General features: G+C 66.8%; 16 protein-coding genes and 1 pseudogene. 4 read left to right on the forward strand and 13 right to left on the reverse strand.

Annotated elements, in window-relative coordinates:
• Window positions 1–2 precede the first annotated feature (2 nt).
• The 4 genes from J0I99_RS08185 to J0I99_RS08200 form a co-directional block, all read right to left on the reverse strand.
• Entirely contained in the window at window positions 3–2,495 is a 2,493-nt protein-coding gene (locus J0I99_RS08185; protein WP_291397034.1) for a CehA/McbA family metallohydrolase, read from the reverse strand.
• Complete coding sequence (locus tag J0I99_RS08190) at window positions 2,495–3,325, reverse strand: carbohydrate ABC transporter permease (RefSeq protein ID WP_291397035.1); 831 nt, start codon at window positions 3,323–3,325, stop codon at window positions 2,495–2,497. The genes J0I99_RS08185 and J0I99_RS08190 overlap by 1 nt, the downstream gene beginning before the upstream one ends.
• Entirely contained in the window at window positions 3,322–4,239 is a 918-nt protein-coding gene (locus tag J0I99_RS08195; RefSeq protein WP_291397036.1) for a carbohydrate ABC transporter permease, read from the reverse strand. Before J0I99_RS08195 ends, J0I99_RS08190 begins: the two co-directional genes overlap by 4 nt.
• Before the next feature lie 257 nt (window positions 4,240–4,496).
• Window positions 4,497–5,858, reverse strand: coding sequence for an extracellular solute-binding protein (locus J0I99_RS08200; RefSeq protein WP_291397037.1), 1,362 nt, complete (start codon window positions 5,856–5,858; stop codon window positions 4,497–4,499).
• A gap of 362 nt (window positions 5,859–6,220) precedes the next feature.
• Between J0I99_RS08200 and J0I99_RS08205 the strand changes: the two genes are divergently transcribed.
• On the forward strand, window positions 6,221–7,213 hold the full coding sequence (locus J0I99_RS08205) for a LacI family DNA-binding transcriptional regulator (protein WP_291397232.1): 993 nt from the start codon (window positions 6,221–6,223) through the stop codon (window positions 7,211–7,213).
• A gap of 14 nt (window positions 7,214–7,227) precedes the next feature.
• Window positions 7,228–9,093: a DUF5054 domain-containing protein gene (locus tag J0I99_RS08210; RefSeq protein WP_291397038.1), complete on the forward strand. Its 1,866-nt coding sequence runs from the start codon at window positions 7,228–7,230 to the stop codon at window positions 9,091–9,093.
• Window positions 9,094–9,242: 149 nt separating this feature from the next.
• Here J0I99_RS08210 and J0I99_RS08215 read toward each other — a convergent pair whose 3' ends face one another.
• The 8 genes from J0I99_RS08215 to J0I99_RS08250 all read right to left on the reverse strand — a co-directional run bounded on the left by J0I99_RS08215 (window position 9,243) and on the right by J0I99_RS08250 (window position 17,816).
• Complete coding sequence (locus J0I99_RS08215; protein WP_291397039.1) at window positions 9,243–9,698, reverse strand: host attachment protein; 456 nt, start codon at window positions 9,696–9,698, stop codon at window positions 9,243–9,245.
• Between the two features lie 96 nt (window positions 9,699–9,794).
• The gene (locus tag J0I99_RS08220) at window positions 9,795–10,904 is read right to left on the reverse strand and encodes an ABC transporter ATP-binding protein (RefSeq protein WP_291394322.1); all 1,110 of its coding nucleotides are present in this window, start codon (window positions 10,902–10,904) and stop codon (window positions 9,795–9,797) included.
• 4 nt (window positions 10,905–10,908) lie between these two features.
• Window positions 10,909–11,793, reverse strand: coding sequence for a carbohydrate ABC transporter permease (locus J0I99_RS08225; RefSeq protein WP_291397040.1), 885 nt, complete (start codon window positions 11,791–11,793; stop codon window positions 10,909–10,911).
• Window positions 11,790–12,704 carry a carbohydrate ABC transporter permease gene (locus J0I99_RS08230; RefSeq protein ID WP_291397041.1) on the reverse strand — a complete coding sequence of 305 codons (915 nt, stop codon included), beginning with the start codon at window positions 12,702–12,704 and terminating at the stop codon, window positions 11,790–11,792. The genes J0I99_RS08225 and J0I99_RS08230 overlap by 4 nt, the downstream gene beginning before the upstream one ends.
• Window positions 12,705–12,766: 62 nt before the next feature.
• A complete protein-coding gene (locus tag J0I99_RS08235; RefSeq protein WP_291397042.1) occupies window positions 12,767–14,029 on the reverse strand; it encodes an ABC transporter substrate-binding protein in 1,263 nt (420 codons plus the stop codon).
• A 156-nt stretch (window positions 14,030–14,185) separates the two neighbouring features.
• On the reverse strand, window positions 14,186–15,133 hold the full coding sequence (locus J0I99_RS08240; protein ID WP_291397043.1) for an FAD:protein FMN transferase: 948 nt from the start codon (window positions 15,131–15,133) through the stop codon (window positions 14,186–14,188).
• Window positions 15,123–17,330: a PepSY domain-containing protein gene (locus tag J0I99_RS08245; protein WP_291397044.1), complete on the reverse strand. Its 2,208-nt coding sequence runs from the start codon at window positions 17,328–17,330 to the stop codon at window positions 15,123–15,125. The genes J0I99_RS08240 and J0I99_RS08245 overlap by 11 nt, the downstream gene beginning before the upstream one ends.
• A gap of 12 nt (window positions 17,331–17,342) precedes the next feature.
• Complete coding sequence (locus J0I99_RS08250; protein ID WP_291397045.1) at window positions 17,343–17,816, reverse strand: DUF2271 domain-containing protein; 474 nt, start codon at window positions 17,814–17,816, stop codon at window positions 17,343–17,345.
• A gap of 201 nt (window positions 17,817–18,017) precedes the next feature.
• Between J0I99_RS08250 and J0I99_RS08255 the strand changes: the two are divergent.
• Together J0I99_RS08255 and J0I99_RS08260 are read left to right on the forward strand one after the other, a co-directional pair.
• Window positions 18,018–18,736 (forward strand): annotated as a pseudogene (locus J0I99_RS08255) (response regulator).
• Window positions 18,737–18,747: 11 nt separating this feature from the next.
• Complete coding sequence (locus J0I99_RS08260; RefSeq protein WP_291397046.1) at window positions 18,748–20,169, forward strand: ATP-binding protein; 1,422 nt, start codon at window positions 18,748–18,750, stop codon at window positions 20,167–20,169.
• A 41-nt stretch (window positions 20,170–20,210) separates the two neighbouring features.
• Here J0I99_RS08260 and J0I99_RS08265 read toward each other — a convergent pair whose 3' ends face one another.
• The gene (locus J0I99_RS08265) at window positions 20,211–21,227 is read right to left on the reverse strand and encodes a UDP-glucuronic acid decarboxylase family protein (RefSeq protein ID WP_291397047.1); all 1,017 of its coding nucleotides are present in this window, start codon (window positions 21,225–21,227) and stop codon (window positions 20,211–20,213) included.
• Between the last annotated feature and the right edge of the window lie 97 nt (window positions 21,228–21,324).

Raw genomic sequence — 21,324 nt, forward strand, 5'->3', positions numbered from 1 at the left:
GGTCAGTCCTGGTCGATATAGATCGGGTTGGAGACGGCGCGCCGCACCGGCTCGTCGCTCAGATGCGCGTCCTGGAGCTGCCAGGGGAGTTCGCCGTGCTCCATCGCCGCTGCCCTGAACGCCTCGAGCAGCCGCTCGCGGCTCGCCCCGGCGATGATCTCGGCGCGGATGAAGGTCACGGCGCCGTCGAGCAAGGCGAGTTCGCCGTGCCAGTCGTCGCTGTCGATATCCTGCGTGGTGATGGTGCCATTGGCATCGATCCAGACGAGTTGGTCGCCCCGCGCGCCGTGCACGATGGCCTCGCAGTCGAGCGGCCCGGTCACGGTAGCGCCCATCGGCTGGCCGTTGACGATGATCTCGAGATGCGGCCCTTCCGGCCCCTCGGTGACATAGCCGCGGCCGGCCTTCATCGCGGCAAGCACCGCGTCCTCGCTCAGCTCGTCGAGCCACAGCACCGTGGTCGGCCGCGCCAGCGCCAGCGGTCCCTCCGGCTGCAGTTCCTCGGGCTGGTGGAAGTCGCTGCCGCCGATCGCCGAGATGCGCAGGCCCTGCGCCAGCCGCTCCTGCCAGCGCTCCAGCGACACCCAGTTCCACGCCATCCAGGTCGATTGCCACACCTCCTGGCAGTCGATCCGGGGCAGTTCGTAGTCCCAGGGGATGGTCGGCTTGTCATGGTTCACCGACAGCAGCCCGCCCTTGCGATGCACGATCTGTTCGATCACATGCGCATCCGACGGCCGGGTCATGCGGAAATCGACCCAGTCGTCGACGCCATAGACATTGGCGTGGCCGACGGCGGTGGTGATCTCCATGGCGCGCACGAACACGAGGTCCGGCGACGAGGCAGGGTGGAAGTAGCGCCGCTGCGTGATGGTGTTGTGGTCGGCGACGGCGAGGAAGTCGAGTCCGGCCTGTCTGGCTGCCGCATGCAGCACCTCGGGGGCGCCGCGGGCATCCGAATGGAAGGTATGGCAGTGGAGGTCGCCCTTGTACCACCCGGCCTGCCGCCTCACGGGAAAGGTGCGCCGAGGGGGCGGGCTGGTGACCCGCTCGCTGCCGTCGAGCGCCACAGTCAGGCTCACCTCAGCGCCCTGCGGCGGCACCTTGTAGAGCCCGAGGATGACGTTCCATTCGCCCTCCGGCATCGGCCCGTGCACATAGCCTGGCGTGGCATCGTCGGTCGCGACGAAGAAGCGGTCGCGCGCCCCGCCCGACCAGCCACGAAATCCTTCCTCGGACGGGAACGGCGTCATGCGGGGGTCGAACATGCCGAGGTCGATGACGCAGTCCTCGGCCTGCGGATAGGCGAGCGTGACATCGATCCGCGTCGTGCCGGCGGGCACCGTGACGGGGATGTAATAGTAGGGGTCGCGTGCCTGGTCGGCGGAGGTGATGTGGACGCTGATCGCCTCGCCGGCTTCTGTCGGCACCCGCCTCACAGCGGCATCTCCCGGTCGGCCGGTATTCGTTTCCCGTCCGGTCTCGACCGGCTCGTCGGTGAAGATCCGCGCCGTCACCCGACCGCCGTCCTGCCGCTCGAAGGTGACGAGCTTTTCCGGGCCCATGTTCTCGTTAGCAAAGAGCTTGCCGCTCACCGTGTTCACGTCCTCGAGCGTCCCCATCCGCAAATGCTCCGGACGCACGCCGAGCGTCAGCGCGGCCCCCTTGCCCAGCGCCGCCTTGATGCCCTGCGACAGCGGTACGTCGCGCACCAGCGTCCCGTGCGACCGCAGCACCAGCCGCTCCGCTTCGATCGTCCCTTCGACCGGGATCATGTTCATCGGCGGGTTGCCGACAAAATTGGCGACGAACGTCGTCGCCGGGCGGCGATAGATCTCGATCGGACGGGCGAACTGCACGATCCTGCCGCGGTCCATCACGGCGATGCGCGTCGCCAGCGCCATGGCCTCGGCCTGGTCGTGCGTCACATAGACCGCGGTGATGCCCATGTCGCGCTGCAGGTGGTTGAGGAAGCCGCGCGCCTCGAGCCTGAGCTTGGCGTCGAGGTTGGAAAGCGGCTCGTCAAACAGGTAGACCCGGCTCGGATAGACGAGGGCGCGCGCCAGCGAGGTCCGCTGCTGCTGCCCGCCCGAGATCTGGCTCGGCAGCCGCTGCAGGAGGTCGCCGATCTTGAGCACGTCGGCCACTTCCCTGGCCCGCTGGTGGCGCTTTTCCACCGGCTCGCCGCGCACCTTCAGCGGATAGGCGATGTTGTCGGCGAGGTTCATGTGCGGGTAGAGCGCATAGTCCTGGAACACCATCGAGATCCGGCGGTCGCGGGGATGCAGCGCGGTCACGTCGTCGTCACCGATGCGGATCGTGCCCGAACTGGGCGTCTCCAGCCCCGCGATCATCCTCAGGCTCGTGGTCTTGCCGCAGCCCGAGGGGCCGAGCAGGCAGATGAACTCACCGTCATCGACCTTGAAGCTGATGTCGGAGACGGCATTGAAGCTGCCGAAGCTCTTGGTGACGTTCTGGAATTCGACAGAGGCCATTACGCTTTGATTCCACCGAAGAAGCGGAAGCCGAACTTCCAGCTGACGAAGAGGTAGAGGACGATGACGGGGAGCGAGTAGATCAGCGAATACGCTGCCAGCAGCGTCACGATCGGCGTCCCCGCCTCCGAATAGAACGAGTAGATCGCGACGGAGGAGGGCATCAGGTCGTCCGACCGGAGCAGGATGAACGGGATCAGGAACGATCCCCAGATGTTCACGAACGCCCACACCACCACGACCACGATGCCGGGGCGGATCACCGGTAGCGCCACGTCGAAGAACGCCTGCACCGGCGAGGCGCCAGCGACCATCGCGCTCTCCTCGTAGGTCCTGGGGATGCCGTCGATGAAATCGCGCAGGATGAACATCGCGGTCGGCAGCAGGCCGCCGGCAAAGACCAGGATCACCGCGATATGAGTGTCCATCAGGCCGACCGACGAGATGATCAGGAAGATCGGCACCATCGCCGCCGTGCCCGACACCACCGATGAAAACAACAGCAGCACGTAAGTGACGAGCCCCTTGCCCGGGATCGACGAGCGGGAAAGCGCGTAGGCCGCGAGCGTCGCCGCGGCGGCGACGAGGATCACCCCGCCGACGCTCTGGATCAGGCTGTTGAGCAGGCCGCGCATGGCAAAGCCGTTGCCGAACACGGTGAGAAAGTTCTGCAGCGTCCAGGGATCCGGTATGCTGACGCCCAGTTCCGCCCGCGCGTTGAACGGCGCGAAGATGAACCAGATCAGCGGCAGCGCGAACAGGATGCCGATCGTGGCGGCGAGCGCCGAAAAGCCGATGCGGGCCGCCAACTGGCCGAAGCTGAGCCTCATTGCTCCACCGCCTTGGCCTTCCTGCGGCCGACCGACAGATAGATGAGCGCGAAGGCGAGGTTGATCAGCATGATGATGACGCCCACCGCCGCGCCCTTGCCGAACTCGAATTCGCGGAAGGCGATGCGGTAGTTGTAGATCGAGAGCAGTTCGGTCCGGTAGCTCGGTCCGCCATTGGTGAGCACGAACGGGGTGAACACGTTGAAGGTCCACATGGTGATCAGGATCAGGTCGGTGACCACGTGCCCGCGGATCAGCGGCAGCCCGATATCGCGGAACTTCTGCCAGCTCGAGGCACCGGCCACGTCCGCAGCCTGAAAGTAGCTGGGCGGGATCGACGAGAAGGCTGAGTTGAACAGCATCATCGAGAAGGCAGCGCCGCGCCAGGTGTTGAAGACCACGATCACCCAGAACGGCTGCTGCAGCAGGAAATCGCCGCGCGGCAGGCCGAGCCCGGTCAGTATCGCGTTCAGCGTACCATGGTCGTAATCGAGGAAGGCGAACCAGGCGAAGCCGATCACTACCTCAGGCAGGATCCACGCCGCGATCACCGCGGCTTCGACGATCCGCTTCAGCGCCGGCGGGATGGTTTGCATCAGCCATGCCAGCAGCAGGCCCAGCAGCGCCTGCCCGACCAGTGCCGACAGCAGCACGAACTGCGTGGTGAGGATCAGCGAGAAGCCGAACTGCCCGCGCGTGAAGAAGGTCGCCGGATCGAACAGCGCGAAATAGTTGCCGAGGCCAACGAAATCGGGGCTGAGCGCGGTCTTGCCCAGCAACGTCCGGTTGGTGAAGGAGACGAAGATCACCCAGAAGAACGGCAGCAGCACGAACACGCCCACCAGCGCCGCGGCGGGCGCGAGAAACAGCGCGCCGGCCCGGTGCGAGAGCAAGGAGAAGCCGCGCTTCTTCATTGGGAGGACTCGGAGCGCATTGCTTCCTCCAGCGTCGGCGCCACGCCCGTTTGGCTTCCTCCCCGATGCGGCGAGGGGGCAGGGATGACGGCGGCTACGGCCGCGCCGTTACCGACGATCAGCAGCATTTTCACTTTAATCAGCATGACACCCGGCCGGCAACAGACACCTCCCCGGCTGCAGAGCCGGGGAGGCAGTCCCAGGGTGGCGTCCGGCCAGGGAGGGCCGGACGCTGGAGAGGACTTCTATTGAAGTCGTCAGAGCTTCGAGACCGTGTTCGCTTCGCCCACGATGCCGATCACGGCCGCCTTGTAGGCCGCCATCGCTGCCTCGGGTGTCGCTTCGCCCGAGACGACGCTCTCGGTCATGCGCTGGATTTCGGCCGACACCTTGTTGTAGTTCGGGTCGTTCGGCCGGGCCGTGGTGAGCGGCAGCAGCGAAACCTGCGTCTTCTGCAGGTAGGTGTTGTTCGGCGTCGCAACGTCGTCGCGGATGCGGCGGGCCTCGCGATAGCCCTGGAACGCGGTGAGCCCTGCCTGGCTATTCATGTAGCTCAGCAGCGCCCAGGCTTCCTTGGGGTTCTTGGTCGCCGGGTTGAGCACGAAGCCCGTGCCGCCCGAAACCGTCACGAAGTCCTGGCCGCGGAAGCCCTTGCCCGGCTCCTGCGCCGGCATCGAGGCCCAGGCGACTTCCTCGTTGCGGTTATCGAGGCCGAACTCGGCGCCAGGCGCCATCACGGAGTTGTAGAACCAGTCGCCCTCGACCAGCATCGCGGTCTTGCCGTCGCGGAAGTTGGTGAAGGTGCGGTTGCGGCCGTCCCCGAGCAACTGCGCGCGCTGGTCGCCCAGCTGCTCGTCGACGTAGATGGTCTTGTAGAGGTTGAGCACGTCGAGGATGCCCTGGCTGGCGACGATATACTTGCCGCTTTCGTCGACCACGCTCTCGCCCGTGCCGAGGATGGCCATGTAGTAGCCCTGCATGGTCGTGGCTTCGCCCATGTTCACGCCGGCGTTGAGCTGCAGCGGGAAGGAGTCGGGCTTGGCCGCCTTGATCTTGCGGGCTGCATCGAGCAGTTCGGCCCACGACTTCGGCTGGAAGCTCTCGGGATCGATCCCGGCGTCCTTGAGCAGCGTCTTGCGCACGAAGATAGCCCGCACGTCGGTGCCCAGCGCGAGGCCATAGGCCTTGCCCTTGTAGCTCATCAGCGCCTTCGAGCCCTCCGAGATGTGGCTCCAGCCCTCCCAATCGTTGACCTCGGGTCCGGCCACTTCGTCGAGCGGCTTCAGCAGCCCACCCTCGACGAACGAGGGAATGAGGAAGCCGTCGAATGCCGACACGTCGGCGCCGGCGCCGGTCGAGAAGTCGAGCGCCAGCTGCTGCGTCATCTGCTCGTCCTGGCCGCCGAACTCGTTGAGCGTGACGGTCACGTCCTTGCCCTCGGCCTTCATCTGCTCGGTGAAGCCGGGGATCACGCTGTCCTTGATCCAGGTCGCGGTCTCGCTGTTCACCCCGCCGACGACGCAACGGCAGATAACCGTCAGGTCGACCGCGAAGGCCGGCGTGATCATGGTGGTAGCGGTAGCCAGCCCCAGATATAGGGCGCGCAGGCGATTGATCATCGCGAATATCCTCCCGTGTGGCGCACCTTCGGGGGCGCCGAATTGGCGAAGCGACGTACCCCTCGGCCCGCCGCAATTCACGACGCCAGAATGATCACGCTTTCACTATCCGTCAAGCGGCAGAATGAATGTATCGCGCAACGCTGCTAGCACGAGATAAACGGAACATCCATTCCATTGTCGACTTTATGCGCCATGTGCTCGGAATATATGGTGTTTGCACTGATCGTGAGAAGGCTGAGCTTGACAGCCGCCGTAGCCGGGCGGCAGAACAAATGTTGCACACGATTGCAATATGGCAGCGAGACAGACCCTTTTTGAGCGACCAAGCCCCCCGGACGAGGAACCGTGCTACGGCTGACATGGTGGCGGCCGCCGCCAACGTCTCACGCGTTGCCGTCAGTCGCGCCTTCAACCCGCACGCCTCGATCAAGCCGGAGAAGCGCGACCGGATCCTGAAGGTCGCCCAGGAGCTGAACTACACTCCCGACATGGCGGCCCGCTCCATGGTTACCGGGCGGTCCCACCTCGTCGGCATCATCGTGCCCGACGTGTCGGGCCCCTGGGAGAGCCAGGAACTCGACGCCATGACCACGGCGCTTCAGGCGGAGGGTTTCGCCACGCTCCTGTTCCGCACCCGTGACGATTTTTCGATCGACGAGACCCTGCTCACCTACATGAAGGGCTTCAATCCGGACTCGGTCATCGCCTATGCCGAGAACGTGCGCCCCGCCACTCTGGCCCGCGTTCTCGACCGCGCCGTGCCGATCTATGTCGGCTACCCCGACGAGGCGGAGCCGGGCAGCGAACCCGCGCCGTTGTCGGACCGCCTCGATGTCCTGCAGCGCCCCGGCATCGAGCAGGCCATCGCCCTCATGCAGGGCTACGGCGCCCGCAGCTTCGCCTTCCTCGCCGGCAAGACCAGTTCGCTCGCCACCGCCGCGCGCGGCAGCATCGTGCGCCGGGTGCTGGCCGAGCGGGGCCTGCCGCCGCCGATCGAGATCCCGGGCGACTACACCTACGACACCGCGTACCGGGCGACGCTCGACCAGTTCCGCATCCACGGGCCGGTCGATGCAATCTTCGCAGCCAACGATGTCGGCGCCTTTGGCGCAATCGATGCGCTGCGCACCGAACTCGGCCTGCGTGTCCCGGAGGACGTCAAGGTCGTCGGCTTCGACGACATCCACCAGGCGCACTGGAAGAGCTACAATCTCACCACGGTGCGGCTCGATCTCGCCGAGCGCACCCAGGCGCTGCTCCGCCTGATCCTGGGCCGGCTCAGGAACCCCACTGCCCCCTCGCTCGTCGAAACGATCTCTACCCGCCTCGTCGTCCGCGGCACCGTGGGCTGAGCCAGGACCCTCCCGTGACCCGTACCATCCACCTGGTCTTCAAGACCCACCTCGACATCGGCTTCACCGACCACGCGGCCCGCGTCCGCGCCCAGTACCACGAGCGCTTCATCCCGCAGGCGATCGATACCGGCGAGCATTTCTTCGCCGAGGACCCGGACCATCCGAGGTTCATCTGGACCACCGGCGCCTGGCTCATCTGGGATCACCTCAACTCGCAGGATTCAGGCCGCGTGAAGCGTCTCGAGCGCGCCATCGAGCGCGGTCTCATCCGCTGGCACGCGCTGCCCTTCACCACCCATTCCGAGCTGATGTCGCCAGCCGTGTTCCGCGCCGGCCTGTCCTACGGCGCCGAGCTCGACAGGCGCTTCGGCATACGAACCATCGCCGCCAAGATGACCGACGTGCCGGGCCACACCATCGGCATCGTGCCGCTGCTGGCCGAGGCCGGGGTGAAATTCCTGCACCTGGGCGTCAACAGCGCCTCGCCGCCGCCTGACGTGCCCGAGGTGTTCCGCTGGCGCGCCCCTGACGGCAGCGAAGTCGTGGTGATGTACCAGAAGTCCTATGGCGAGACCCATTTCCCCCCGGGCTTCGAGGACGGCCTCGGCTTCGCGCATACCAACGACAATATCGGCCCGCAGAGCGTGCCGCAGACCGTTGATGCCTGGCGCGAGACCGCCGCACACCATCCCGACACCCGGATCGTCGCCTCCAGCCTCGACGACTACGGCGCCATCCTGTGGACCCGCCGCGAGGAATTCCCGGTCGTCGATCTCGAGCTCGCCGACAGCTGGATACACGGCGCCGGCACCGACCCCGACAAGCTCAAGCGTTTCCTCCACTTGCAGCGCATCTACGAGGGGTTCGCCGCGACCGAACTCACCCCCGCCCGCCTGGCCTTTGGCCGGGGCCTCACGCTGTTCACCGAGCACACCTGGGGCGTCGACATCAAGTCGTACCTGCGCGACGAGGCCGCCTGGGATCGTCCCGCCTTCGAAGCCGCCCGCGCCTCCGACTACCGCTTCCAGTTTTCCGAAGCCTCCTGGGCCGAGCAGCGCGCCTATCTCGACGCCGCGGTCGCCGCGCTCGATCCCGAGGACCGGGCCTTCGCCGAACGGGCCGACGAGACCGCGGCGGAGGGCAGCGGCTGGTTCGTCGAAACCGACCCGGGGACGGGCGATGTCATGCTCATCCGCTCGCCCTCCGGCGTCGAACTGCAAGGCAACGACGGCAGCCTCATCGGCTACCGCTACGAGAGCTACAACGCGGCCGATGTTGCCGCGCACATGGACACCTATCTGACGCACCGCGCCCCGTGGGCCATCCTCGACCACTGCAAGCCGGGCCTCGCGCAGGCCGCCACCGCGACTTCGGCAATCTACGCGCCCGACGGCCGCCTCGAACTCGAGGCCGAGGCCCACGCCCAGCTAGGCTCCCCGGCCCGCGTCGCCTACGGCTTCCGCGCCCTCGACGAGCACCGGCTCGAGATCGCCGTCGAACTGTTCGACAAGCCCGCCAACCGCATGCCCGAAGCGAGCTTTGTCACCTTCACCCCCGCGGGTCGGCACGACTGGCAGTTCCTCAGGATGGGCCAGTGGCTCGAGGCCAACCGCGTCGCCGCGAGGGGCGGCGGCCAGTTGCAGGCCGTGGCCGCCGTTCGCGCCGGCGGCCTCGCGTTGCGCCCGCTCGACACCCCGCTCGTCGCTCCGGTCGCCACGCCGTTCATGCCCTTCAACCCCGCTCCGCCCGATTTCTCCGCCGGCCTGCGCTTCAACCTGCACAACAACAAGTGGGGCACCAACTTCCCCATGTGGTGGGGCGCGGAGCGGTTCGTTGCCCGTTTCGTGCTGGAAATGCCGGCCTCCGAGGTACGCTGATCGGCAGCCAACCCATCGCGGCGGCAGCGGATCTTTCACGCCCGGCGGGGCGAGCGTCTGACGACGAAGGCGGTCGCCGCACGCAAGCCGACAAGGCGAGCAGCATCGTGAGCCGGGTCGGACGGGGCCGGCGGCGGCGGACAGGTTCGCTACTTGAGTTCGCGCAACTCGGCGAGGTGGCGCTCGATCTGGGCGACAGGGTGCTTTACCCAGTCCTTGTCGAGCTCGAGAACGAGCGCAGAGCGCGTCGGCGCATCGATGGCATCGCGCAGCACGCCGAGGGCGCGCGGCGGGGCGACGATGGCCACGTGCCTCGCCCCGCGCTCGTGGACCAGGGCGGCGAGCGCCTTGGCCGCACCATTGAGGAACGCGACCTCGGCCTGATCGTGCAAATCGGTTTCCTCGGCGGCGCTGCGCGACCAGTCATCGAACACGCGCGTCGGCCGGTCGGCGCCGAGTTCGCGGCTCGGGGGATGCGGCTCGACGTGCGTCTCAATGGCCTTGAGGTTGAGGTCGCGCTCATCGCCGATGTTCTCGAACAGCAGCGACTTGCTGCCATCGCAGACCAGGATCAAGGCGCCCTTCGGCAGGACTGTGCGGCTCATCTTGCTGGCACTCACGTTGTGGTCGACAGACGGTACAATGGGGCCTGCGCTCGCGTGTGACGCAGATCAAAGCGCCGTCGTGCGGGCCCGGGCCGGCTACAGCCTGATGCCGCTCTCGGGATCGAAGAGCTTGGCCTTGTCCATGTTCACCTCGAACGTATAGGGCCGCCCCGCCTCGACGACCTCGTCGGAGCGTACCCGACCGATGGCCTCGGCGCCGCCCAGCGTGAAGACCAGCATGGTGTCGGGACCGGTTGGCTCGACGACATCGATGGCGCGTTCGAAGTTCGAGAGCATCGCGCCTTCCGCGTGGGCGCCGTGGTGGGTGATGATCTCCGGCCGCAGCCCGAGGTCGATCTGCTGACCGGTCTTTCCCCGCACCTTCGCCGCCAGTGCCGCGGGCAGCGGGAACGATACGGTTCCCTCCTGGTCGCGCACTTCGACCGCGAGACGATCGCCGTCCCCCACCAGCGTGCCACGCACCAGATTCATCGAGGGCGAGCCCATGAACCCCGCGACGAACAGGTCGCGCGGATCCTCGTAGATTTCCGCCGGCGGGCCGAACTGGCGGATATGCCCATTGTCCATGACGGCGATGCGCGACGCCAGCGTCATCGCCTCGACCTGGTCGTGCGTCACATAGATCGTCGTCTTGCCCAGCCGCTGGTGCAGCTTCTTGATCTCGGTCCGCATCTCGATGCGCAGCTTGGCGTCGAGATTGCTCAGCGGTTCGTCGAACAGGAAGACATCGGGCTTGCGCACCAGCGCCCGGCCCATGGCGACGCGCTGGCGCTGGCCACCGGACAGCTGGCCCGGCTTGCGGTCGAGCAACTGCTCGATGTGCAGCAGCTGACTGACCTCGGACACCGCCTGGTCCTGCTCGTCGCGCCGGACGTGGCGGGTCTCCATGCCGAAGGTGATGTTGCCGTGCACGCTCTTGGTCGGATAGAGCGCATAGCTCTGGAACACCATGGCGATGTCGCGGTCCTTGGGCGGCACGTCGTTGACCAGGCGGTCGCTGATACGGATGTTGCCGCTGCTCAGCGTCTCCAGGCCGGCAATCAGATTGAGCAGCGTGGACTTGCCGCAGCCCGACGGCCCCACCAGGACGACGAACTCGCCCGGCGCGATCTCGAGGTCGATGCCCTTGATCACCTCGTTCTGGCCAAAGCTCTTGCGGACCTTCTCGAGCTGCACCCCGGCCATGTCGCTATCCTTTCACCGCGCCGGCGGCGAGGCCGCGCACGAAGTAGTTGCCGGCCAGCACGTAGACGGCGAGCGTGGGCAGGCCCGCGATGATCGCGGCCGCCATGTCGACGTTGTATTCCTTCACGCCGGTCGAGGTGGCGACGATGTTGTTGAGCGCGACGGTGACCGGGTTGCTGTCGCCGACTGTGAAGGCGCTGCCAAACAGGAAGTCGTTCCAGATGTTGGTGAACTGCCAGATGACCGTGACGACGATCGTCGGCACCGCCATCGGCAGCATCAGCTTGAAGAAGATCGGAAAGAAGCCGGCGCCGTCGATCTTGGCGGCCTGCACGATGCCGTCGGACACGGACACGAAGAAGTTGCGGAAGAACAGTGTGGTGAACGCCAGTCCGTACACGGTGTGGACGAGCACCAGGCCCCAGGTGGTTCCGGCGAGACCGAACAGGCCGAGCGTGCGCGCCATTGGCAGAAGCACGATCTGAAACGGGATGAACGCTCCGAACAGCATGAGCGCGAAGATCACGTCGGCGCCCCGGAAACGCCACTTGGTCAGGGCGTAGCCGTTGACGGCGCCGAGCAGGGTGGAGATGAGAACCGCCGGCACGACCATCAGCACCGAGTTCCACATGTACGGTGCGATCCCCTTGCAGCGTACGCCAACGCAGGCGGTGCCCCAGGCCTTGAGCCACGCATCCAGGCTCACCTGCGTGGGCAGGCTTATGAGCGAGCCGGTGCGGATCTCGCCGAGCGACTTGAGCGACGTCGAGACCATGATGACGAGCGGCAGCAGGTAGACGAGGCAGAAGAGGACCAGCACCGCGTAGAGCAGCAGGCGCAGCGCGGCTTGTCCGGCCCCCCTGCGGCGGACGATTCCCTTCCGGCTCATCTGCGCCGTCCCCGCAGTTCAGAGTAGAGGTAGGGGACGATGATGGCCATGACGGTCATCAGCATCATCACCGCGCTCGCTGCCGCCAGGCCCAGCTCGGAGCGCTGGAAGGCGTAGGCGTACATGAAGGTTGCCGGCAGGTCCGTGGCATAGCCGGGACCGCCTCCGGTCAGCGCCACGACGAGGTCGTAGCTCTTGATCGAGATGTGGGCCAGCACGATGATCGCCGAGAGGAATACCGGGCGCACGATCGGCAGGATGATGGTCGCATAGGTGCGCACCGGCCCGGCCCCATCGATGGCTGCGGCCCGCACGATCTCGTCGTCGACCGAACGCAGCCCCGCGAGGAAGAGGGCCATCACGTAGCCGGACGACTGCCAGACCCCGGCGATGACGACCGTGTAGATGGCAAAGTGCGGATCAACCAGCCAGTCGAAGCTGAAGTCCGGGTAGCCGAGGCCCCTCACGAAAGTCTCGATGCCCAGCGTCGGGTTGAGAATCCACTTCCACGCCGTGCCGGTGACGATGAAGGACAGCGCCATCGGATAGAGGTAGATGGTGCGGATCGCCCCCTCGGCCCGGATGCGCTGGTCGAGCAGGATGGCGAGCAGCATGCCCACGATCATGCAGCCGCCGATGAAGAGGCTGCTGAACACGAGCAGGTTCTGCAGCGCCACGTACCAGCGGGGGGTGCTCCACAAGCGCAGATACTGCGACAGGCCGACGAGCGTGTAGTCGGGCAGTACCCCCGACTTGGTGAAGGATATGTAGATCGTCCAGGCGATGAAGCCGTAGACGAAGACGAGGCTGGCGGCAAAGAGCGGCGACACCACCAGCTTGGGCAGCCAGCGCTCGAGCAGGTTGCCGATGACGAACCGGCGCCGAATTCTCTCGGGAGCAGTCCGATCCATGGAACGTTCCGCCTGGTGCTTGGAGATGGGCCGGAGCCAAGGACGCTCCGGCCCCCTTGGGCTTACTGCGCCTTGACGCGGGCGACGGCGGCGGCGAGCTGCCTGACGGCGTCCGCCGAGCTCATGTCGCTGTTGTAGAACTGCGTCACGACATCGAGGAACTCGCCGCGATAGCTGCGCGAAATTGCCATCTCCTGGCTGAGGCTGGGCACCAGCTTGTCACCCGAGATCGCCGCGAGCAGATCCTCATGCGACTTCTGCGCGCAGGTATCGAAACCATCGAGGGGGACATCCGTGCGCGCCGGGATCGAACCCTTGGCAAGGTTGAAGGCCCGCTGGAAGTCCGGTGCCATGACAAGGCCCGCAAGGACCTTCTGGCCCTTGATCTTGTCGGCGCCGGTCACCTTGAAGAAGGCGAAGCTGTCGGAGTTCAGGATGTAGCCGCCCTGGTTGGGCGCCGGCCAGCACAGGAAATCCTTGCCGGGTGCCTTGCCTGCGGCGGCGAACTCGCCCTTGGCCCAGTCGCCCATGATCTGCATGGCGGCCTCGCCGTTCATCACCATGCGCGTCGCCAGATCCCAGGAGCGCCCGGCATAGCCCGCGTCCACATAGCCGCGCATCCGGCGCATCTGGTCGAAGACCTTGATCATGGTGTCGCCGGTCAGCTGGGCGGGATCGAGGTCGATGATGGCCTTCTTGTAGAAGTCAGGCCCCCCGACGCCAAGCGCGATGACATCCCACAGCGTGAGGTCCTGCCAGGGATCGCTGCCGTTGGCGAGCGGGGTGATGCCGGCCGCCTTGAGCTTGTCGGCGACCGCGTTGAACTCGTCCCAGGTCGTGGGTGCGGCGGTAACGCCCACCTTGGCCAGCAGCTGCGGATTGGCCCAGATCCAGTCGACGCGATGGATGTTGACCGGCGCCGCGACGTAGTCGCCCTTGTATTTCATGATGGTGGCAAGTACCGGCGGCAGCACGGAGTCCCACTTGCCCGACGTCGCCACGTCGTTGATGTCGGCCAGGTCGCCCTGCTGGGCCCATTCCTGGATGCCCGGACCCTTGAGCTGAACGGCCGACGGCGGATTGCCGGCAACGACGCGGGCGCGCAGCGCGGTCATGGCCGCATCGCCGCCGCCGCCCGCGATAGGGGAATCGACCCAGGTCCCGCCCTGGGCCTCGAATGCGGACTTGAGTTCTCCTACTGCCTTGGCTTCTCCGCCGGATGTCCACCAATGCAGAACTTCCACCGTGCCGTCAGCGAGGCTGGCGACCGGCAACATCACAGAGGCGACCGCGGACGCGATCGCGAATGCCTTGAGGCTGGTCATGACACTTCCCTTCGGTTCGGCTCGCTGAGTACCGGACGGGCGCCATACTGCTCGCCCTGCTCAGGGCTCTAGGGGGTATCAACCGCTCTTGCGGGTCCGATCGCATTGATCCGCATCAAACGCACACATGCCGGCGCTCGGGGATGCCGCTGCCGCCTACTGGGCCCCGGCGGCGCCCATGGTCATGGCACTGAGCCCACGCTCGACGAGGAGGGCATTCGCGGCCTCGCCCATCACCATCACGGCGCTGGCCCAGGCGTCTGCCACCATGCAGGTGGGCGCACGAATGGTGACCGAACTGACGAGGTCGGAGACCGGCCGCCCGGTCCGCGGATCCATCGTGTGGGAGAAGGACCTGCCGTCGAGCGTCGCACGGTGGCGATAGTTGCCGGAGGTCGCGAGCGCGCCCTCGGCGAGCTCGACGACGCCCGCGACATCGCGGCGCGCCGGATCGGGCTGCTCGACCGCGACGCGCCAGGGCGTGCCATCGGCCTTGCCGCCCGCCGCGCGCAGCTCGCCGTCGATCGAGACGAGGTAGTGCTCGATGCCGAAGCCGGCCAGGGTCTCGGCGAGCCGATCGACGCCGTAACCCTTGGCGATGCCCGACAGGTCGATGCCGATCGGCGCATGCTTGATGGCGCGGCCGGCCCGCCGGTCGAGTTCGAGCCGCTCGTGCGCGGGTCGGCGGGCAGTGGCGGCAAGTCGCCTGGTGGCGGCCGGATCCGGGACATGCCGGTGGTCGTTGAACCCCCAGGCCTGCACGAGGTCGAGCACACCGATGTCGAAGGCTCCATCCGTGACACGTCCGATCTCGAGGCCCGCCTCGATCACTGCCAGCAGCCTGTCGGGCAGCGCCACCCAGGTCCCGACGGCAGCCCGGTTGAAGCGCATGAGGTCGCTGTCGGGCTTCCAGGTCGACATCTGGCTATCGACCTCCGTCACGGCTTCGGCAAGAGCCTGCCCGATCGCGTCGAGATCGACCGCGGCCGGGGCGTAGAACACGGCGGAATACCGGGTTCCCATGGTCGGGCCGTTGATCGCCACCCGACGCAGCCCGGCCGGCGGCTCGGCCGGCACGGGGTGGCGTACCGGCTCAGTACGCATCTTCGAGGTACCTTCCCTGCGCCTTCAGCATGGCGGTCGAGAGCGACAACGGTGCCAGCGCGGCGTCGAGGGCAGCGCGGACGCCGCGGGCCATGTCGAGGCCGCCACACACCATGATCTGCGCACCCGCCGCGACCAGCTCCCGCACTTCGTCGGCCTGGGCCGCCAGGCGATGCTGCACGTACTGGCCACCGACGACGCGCGAGAAGGCGGTATCGAGGCTGGTCAGGCGGTTCTCCGACAGGGCGCCCTCGAGCTGGCGCCGGTAGAGGAAATCAGACGCCGGATCGCGGGCGCCCAGGAACAGGTACGCCGGCCGGCCGGGCCGGTTCTGCCGGACGAAGCCGGCGAGCGGAGCGATACCGGCACCGGCCCCGACCAGGATCAGCGGCTTGCGGTTGCGCGCCGGGCGGAAGTCCGGGTTGTGGCGGACGAAGCCCTCGATCCGGTCGCCCGGGTTCAGTGCATGCAGGTATTCCGAACAGACTCCACCCGCCTGCTTGCGCACGCAGATTTCGAGCACGCCCTCGCCCGACGCGGTGGCGATGGAATAGTAGCGTGGCACGTCCGAGCCCGGCGGGATGATGCCCACGAGGTCGCCCACCGCAAAGCGCGGCAGCGAGGCCTTGAAGCCAAGTCTCGCCAGCAGCCCCTGTCCGTTGGGGGCGGCAAAGCGAAGGATGGCGGTCGGAGCCTGGACCTCGCAGCCGAAATCCTCGCGCTCGACGAGAACCAGATCCTGCGATGCGGGGCGTGCCGGGGTGTGGCTGAGGGTGAGCGGGACGCCGATGGCCTCGCCCAACCTCTCGCCCCAGCGAGCGAAATCCTGGCTCGACTGGCGATCGATCGTGGTCAGGTCGACCAATGGTTCCGCGCCGCGGGCGACGAGCGCCGCCTGCACGACCTCGGCGAAGGCGCAATAGTTGGGAAAGCTGCGATCACCGAAACCGAGGACCGCCACCGACGGAGCCGGGCTCGCCCACACCTTGTCGAGGTGAGCAAGGAAGTGCCGTGCCGATGCCGGCGCCGCCCCGTCGCCATAGGTCGAGGTGAGCACGATAAGGCGCTCTGCGGCCGGATAGGCCCTGACGCTGTTCATCGGCCCCGTATGAACACGCTCGCCTTGGGCAACAAGCGCGTTGTGCAGCGTGGCGGCAAAGCCCATCGTGCTGTTGTTTTCGGAGCCGACCAGGATGACCGTACGGGCCGACCACCACGAGGCGTTCTGCTCGAGCCGCACCGAGTGGCGCCGGCGTTGCGCCCAGATCAGCGTGCCGGTGATGGCAAGCGCCGGCACGGCCAGCGCGCCCAGCCCGAGGATCAGGGCCAGCCACCAAACTCCGACGCCCGTATGGAGGACGTAGATCGCCTCGTAGAGCTGCTGCCAGAAATTGTTGGGCGTGAAGGAAAGCAGCGCGCCCGTCGCCTGGTCGACATAGCCTTGCCCATGCGCGGTCGAGAGCGTGAAGACGTCGGTGGCGTCGCCGATGGCGGGAAAGACGAGTTCGCGGAGGTCGCCGAGCGGCGTGGCGGCAAGTGCGGGAAGGCTGTCGATGGCCGCCGGCGCAGCACCCGAGCTTTGCGGTGTCATGGCGAAGCTGAGGGACGTGCCGTCAGGGATGAAGCCGAAGTTGACGGCGGACATGAAGGCGCCGCTGAGCGAGGTGACGACCAGGGCAACGAGCGCGAGGCGGGCCAGGAAGGTATGGAGCCGCTGGCTGCGCGTTCCCTTCACCTGGCCCAGCAGCCGCCGCCAGCCGCCCATGCGCTTGACCAGCATGAGGATGCCGCTCACCGCCAGCACCGCGATGGCGACCGATGCAAGGCCTGCGATGGCGTGGCCACGGTCGCCGAGGAACAGCGAGCGGTGGAGTTCGGTGATGAAGGAGAAGAAGCCCGACGGCTCGTAGGCGCCGATGACGCCACCGGTTGCCGGGTCGATCTGGGCGGCCCGCTGCGTGCCGTTCTCGGCATAGTAGGCCACGACCATTCCCGATGCCGAGCGGGTAAGGCGTTCGGCGCCCGGCAGGTTCGTGGCGACTGCCCCGGCGAGTTGGGCGACCGAGCCCAATCCGGCCCAGGCGCGGGCGGATGCCGTTTCAAGGGCGGGCTGCAGCGACAGGATGGCGCCGGTGATCGCCATGAAGGTGACCACCACGGCGGCGGCAAGGCCGGCGAGGGAATGGAGGCGGCGCATCTGGGATCCCCGCTACATGCTCACCGAGAGCGTTGCGACGTAGCCCTTGCCGCTCACCTGCTGCGGCGCGGAGGTGATCGGCGCCACGGCGTCGTCCGGATATTCGCCGCCCTGCTCGACGGCGCTCTCGACGTGGATGGTGTAGCCGGCGTCGATCAGGGTGTCGGCGAGGTTGGAGTGGATGGTCAGGGTCTGGCCGCTGCCGATGCTGGCTCCGGTGATGCCGTCCAGGTTGAGCGTGGTCATGCCGGCCGCGGTCATGGCGGAGATCCAGCCCCGCAGGTCGCCCAAGTAGCGCTGCTTGCTCCCAGCCACCCACAACGTCGAGTCGTAGCTCCCGTCGGGCTTGGTGACATAGACAGCAAGATAGGCGTCACGGCCTGAATAGTTGTCGAGGGTCGTGGTGATGGTCACGTCCTTGGCCATGGCGGCGGCTGGGGCGATAAGTGCCGTGCAAAGCAACAGCGAGGCGATGATCTTCTTCATCTGCGGTCCTTTCAGCGCATCATGAAGCGCTAGATCAGCGGCACGCCGAAGCTTCTCAAGTTACCGTTTGGTGAGCTTTGCAACCTCTCGTCGCAATTCCCCGGTGCCGTTACACACGGTTACACTTTTCACCTGACGCCGGGCTGACACTTGCGCCGCCGCGGCTTATCTGCCCATCGTCTCCCGAAAAGCTGGGCGCCAATGGAACGCACGCCGCATATCCTGATCGTCGACGACCATCGCGAGATTCGCGAACTGCTGGCCAAGTTCTTCACCAGGAACGGACTGCGCGTCAGTGTCGCGAACGGCGGCGGCGAGATGCGCCAGCTGATGAGAAACGGGGCCCCCGACCTGATCGTGCTCGACATCATGATGCCCGGCGAGGATGGGCTGTCGCTCTGCCGGCAGGTGCGGCAGGACAGCGACATCCCGATCATCCTGCTCACCGCGGTGTCGGAGGAAACCGACAAGGTGGTCGGCCTCGAGCTCGGTGCCGATGACTATGTCACCAAGCCCTTCAATCCGCGCGAGCTGCTCGCGCGCGTTCGCGCCATCCTCAGGCGTGCCGCGGGCTCGCCACGCCAGGCGCCGGCAGCCGACCGACGGCTGGCCTTCGACCGCTGGTGCTCGACGCCTCCCGGCGCCTGCTGACCGACCAGGCCGGACGGGAGGTGGCGCTGGGAACCGCCGAGTTCCGCGTGTTGCAGGCATTGGTCAGCCGGCCGGGCGTGGTGCTGTCGCGCGACCAGCTGCTCGACATCACCGCCGGCCGCAGCGCGCAGGCATTCGACCGCAGCATCGACAACCTGGTCAGCCGGCTGCGCAAGCGCATCGAGCGCGACCCACAGCACCCGGACATCATCAAGACCGTGTGGGGCGACGGCTATGTCTGCGCGACCCCGGTGAAAGAACTGACGTGATCGGTTCGCCCATGCGCCTTTGGCCTCGCAGCCTCGCGGTCAGGCTGACGCTCCTGCTCGTGGCCACGCTGGCATTGGCGCAGCTGGGACTGACGCTTCTGCTCAGCCGCGAGCGCGACTCCGTCGTCGAAGACCTGATGCACAGCCAGGCCCTCAGCCAGAGCGTGACGCTGGCGCGCCTGCTGGACCAAGCTCCACCGGCGGACGCCGATCTGCTGCTGCAGGCGTTCCGGTCACGCCGCTCGTGCGTCGCCATCGAGGCAAGTGCCAGCGCCGGCCCCATGTCGCCGGCCGAGCAGCAGCTGGCGCAGGCGCTCGCCTCGATGCTGCACGGCATCGGCGTCGGGACGCCAAGGGTCACGCTGAGCTCCGGCACCGGCGACAACCCAGGATGCGGCAGCGACGGCCTGCATGCCGACGACGACCATTCCGGACGCGGCCATGCCGACAACGAACCGGAGGTGACGGCACTCAACGTCGAGGTGCCACTGCTCGACGGGCGCTGGCTGGTGATGCGGACCGCGGTGAACCTGCCCGACGAGCCGAACAGGCTGGCGCTCGTGTCGTTCGTGGTCTCGGCGCTTGCTGTCGGCCTCGTCACCATCTGGGCGGTGCGCGGCCAGACCCGGCAACTGCGCGCCCTTGCCGAAGCGTCGGAGCGCTTCGGACGCGGCGAGCAGGTCGAGCCCCTCCCGCTTTCAGGCCCCTCCGAAGTGACGGCCGCGACGCGCGCATTCAACACCATGCAGCAGCGGCTCAGCCAGTTCATCGCCGAGCGCATGCGGCTGCTCGCCGGCATCAGCCACGACTTGCGGACCCCCCTGACCACCCTGCGCTTGAAGGCCGAACTGCTCGAGGACGCGACGGCGCGCGACGACCTGATCGCCACGATCGACGAACTGTCGCGCATCTCGGAAGCGACCTTGGCCTTCACGCGCGCCGAGGCCGCGAACGAGGAGACGGTCCCGTTGGACCTCGCCGAGCTCCTTGGCGAGCTGATCGGCGAGTTCCAGCTGAACGGCGCCGATGTCGCCGGGTCACGGATCGAGAGTACGGTGGCGCCATGCCGGCCGGTGGCGCTCAAGCGGGCCGTGCGCAACCTCGTCGAGAATGCCGTCCGCTACGGTGGCTCGGCCCGTCTCAACCTCTATCGGGCGGGTGACGAAGCCGTCATCGAGGTGACCGACACCGGGCCCGGCATTCCGCCCGATCGGATCGTCGATGCGTTCAAGCCGTTCGTGCGGCTCGAGCCGTCGCGCAATGCGGAAACCGGCGGCATCGGCCTCGGGCTCGCCATCGCGCAGGGCATCGTGCACGCCCATGGCGGCAGCATCGACCTGGCCAACCGCGCGACGGGCAAGGGACTTGTCGCGAGGATCCGCCTGCCCATTGCGACCAGCCGGCCGGGCTCGATCAAGCGCAAGCTTGTATAGGACTAGGCAGTGTTCCGCTGTGCCTCGTCGGACCGGCCACTTCACACCGCCAGGGCGGCCTCGCGCGCACCGGCCAGCTCGGCGTCGAAATACTCGATGGTGCGGATCAGCCCGTCGCGCAGTGCGATGGCAGGTTCCCAATTGAGCAGCTCGCGGGCCTTGGTGATGTTGGGCCGGCGCTGACGCGGATCGTCCTGGGGCAACGGCCGGTGGGCGATACGCGAGCGCGACCCGGTGAGTTCCAGAACCAGTTGGGCAAGCTCGAGCATGGTGAATTCGCCCGGATTGCCGAGGTTTACCGGCGCGTTTGGAGACTCGTCGGCTGCCATCAGTCGCTGGATGCCCTCGACCAGGTCATCCACGAAGCAGAACGAGCGAGTCTGGCTGCCGTCACCGTAGATGGTGATGTCCTCGCCCTTCAGCGCCTGTACGATGAAGTTCGAGACGACCCGGCCATCCTCGGGGCTCATGCGCGGCCCATAGGTATTGAAGATGCGGGCGATGCGGGTGTCCACGTCATGCAGGCGGCGATACTCGAAGAACGCCGTCTCGGCGGCCCGCTTGCCTTCGTCGTAGCAGGCGCGGGGGCCGTAGCAGTTGACGCTGCCCGAATAGCTCTCTGGCTGCGGATGCACCTCGGGATCGCCGTAGACTTCCGAAGTAGAGGCCTGAAAGATCCGCGCGCCGGTCTGCTTTGCGAGGTCCAGCACGTTGATCGCGCCGATGACGTTGGTCCGCAGCGTGTGGATCGGATCGCGCTGGTACATCGGGGGAGATGCCGCGGCCGCCAGGTTGTAGACGCGGACGATTCCGTGCGCCTTCAACTTCAGCGGCTCGACCACGTCATGCTGGATGAAGGTAAAGTCGGCATTGCCGAGCAGATGCCGGATATTGCTCTTGCGCCCCGTCTGCAGGTTGTCCACGCAGATGACGCGGTAGCCTTCGGCCAATAGTCTGTCGCAAAGGTGGGAGCCAACAAACCCCGCTCCACCGGTCACGACTGCCGCTGGCGGAACTTCATGCCGACGGGAGGAAAACTCGATGGGGGGCACAGCCATTTCGAACTCCTGCCCCGACGAACACACTATCGTCCGGGAAAGGAAGGTTCAGAACGAGCCGCAAACGCCTGACACTTCTTACTTACAAAACATCTGA

It is taken from the genome of Devosia sp. (assembly GCF_017307495.1).
In the GTDB taxonomy this organism is placed as follows: Bacteria; Pseudomonadota; Alphaproteobacteria; order Rhizobiales; family Devosiaceae; genus Devosia_A.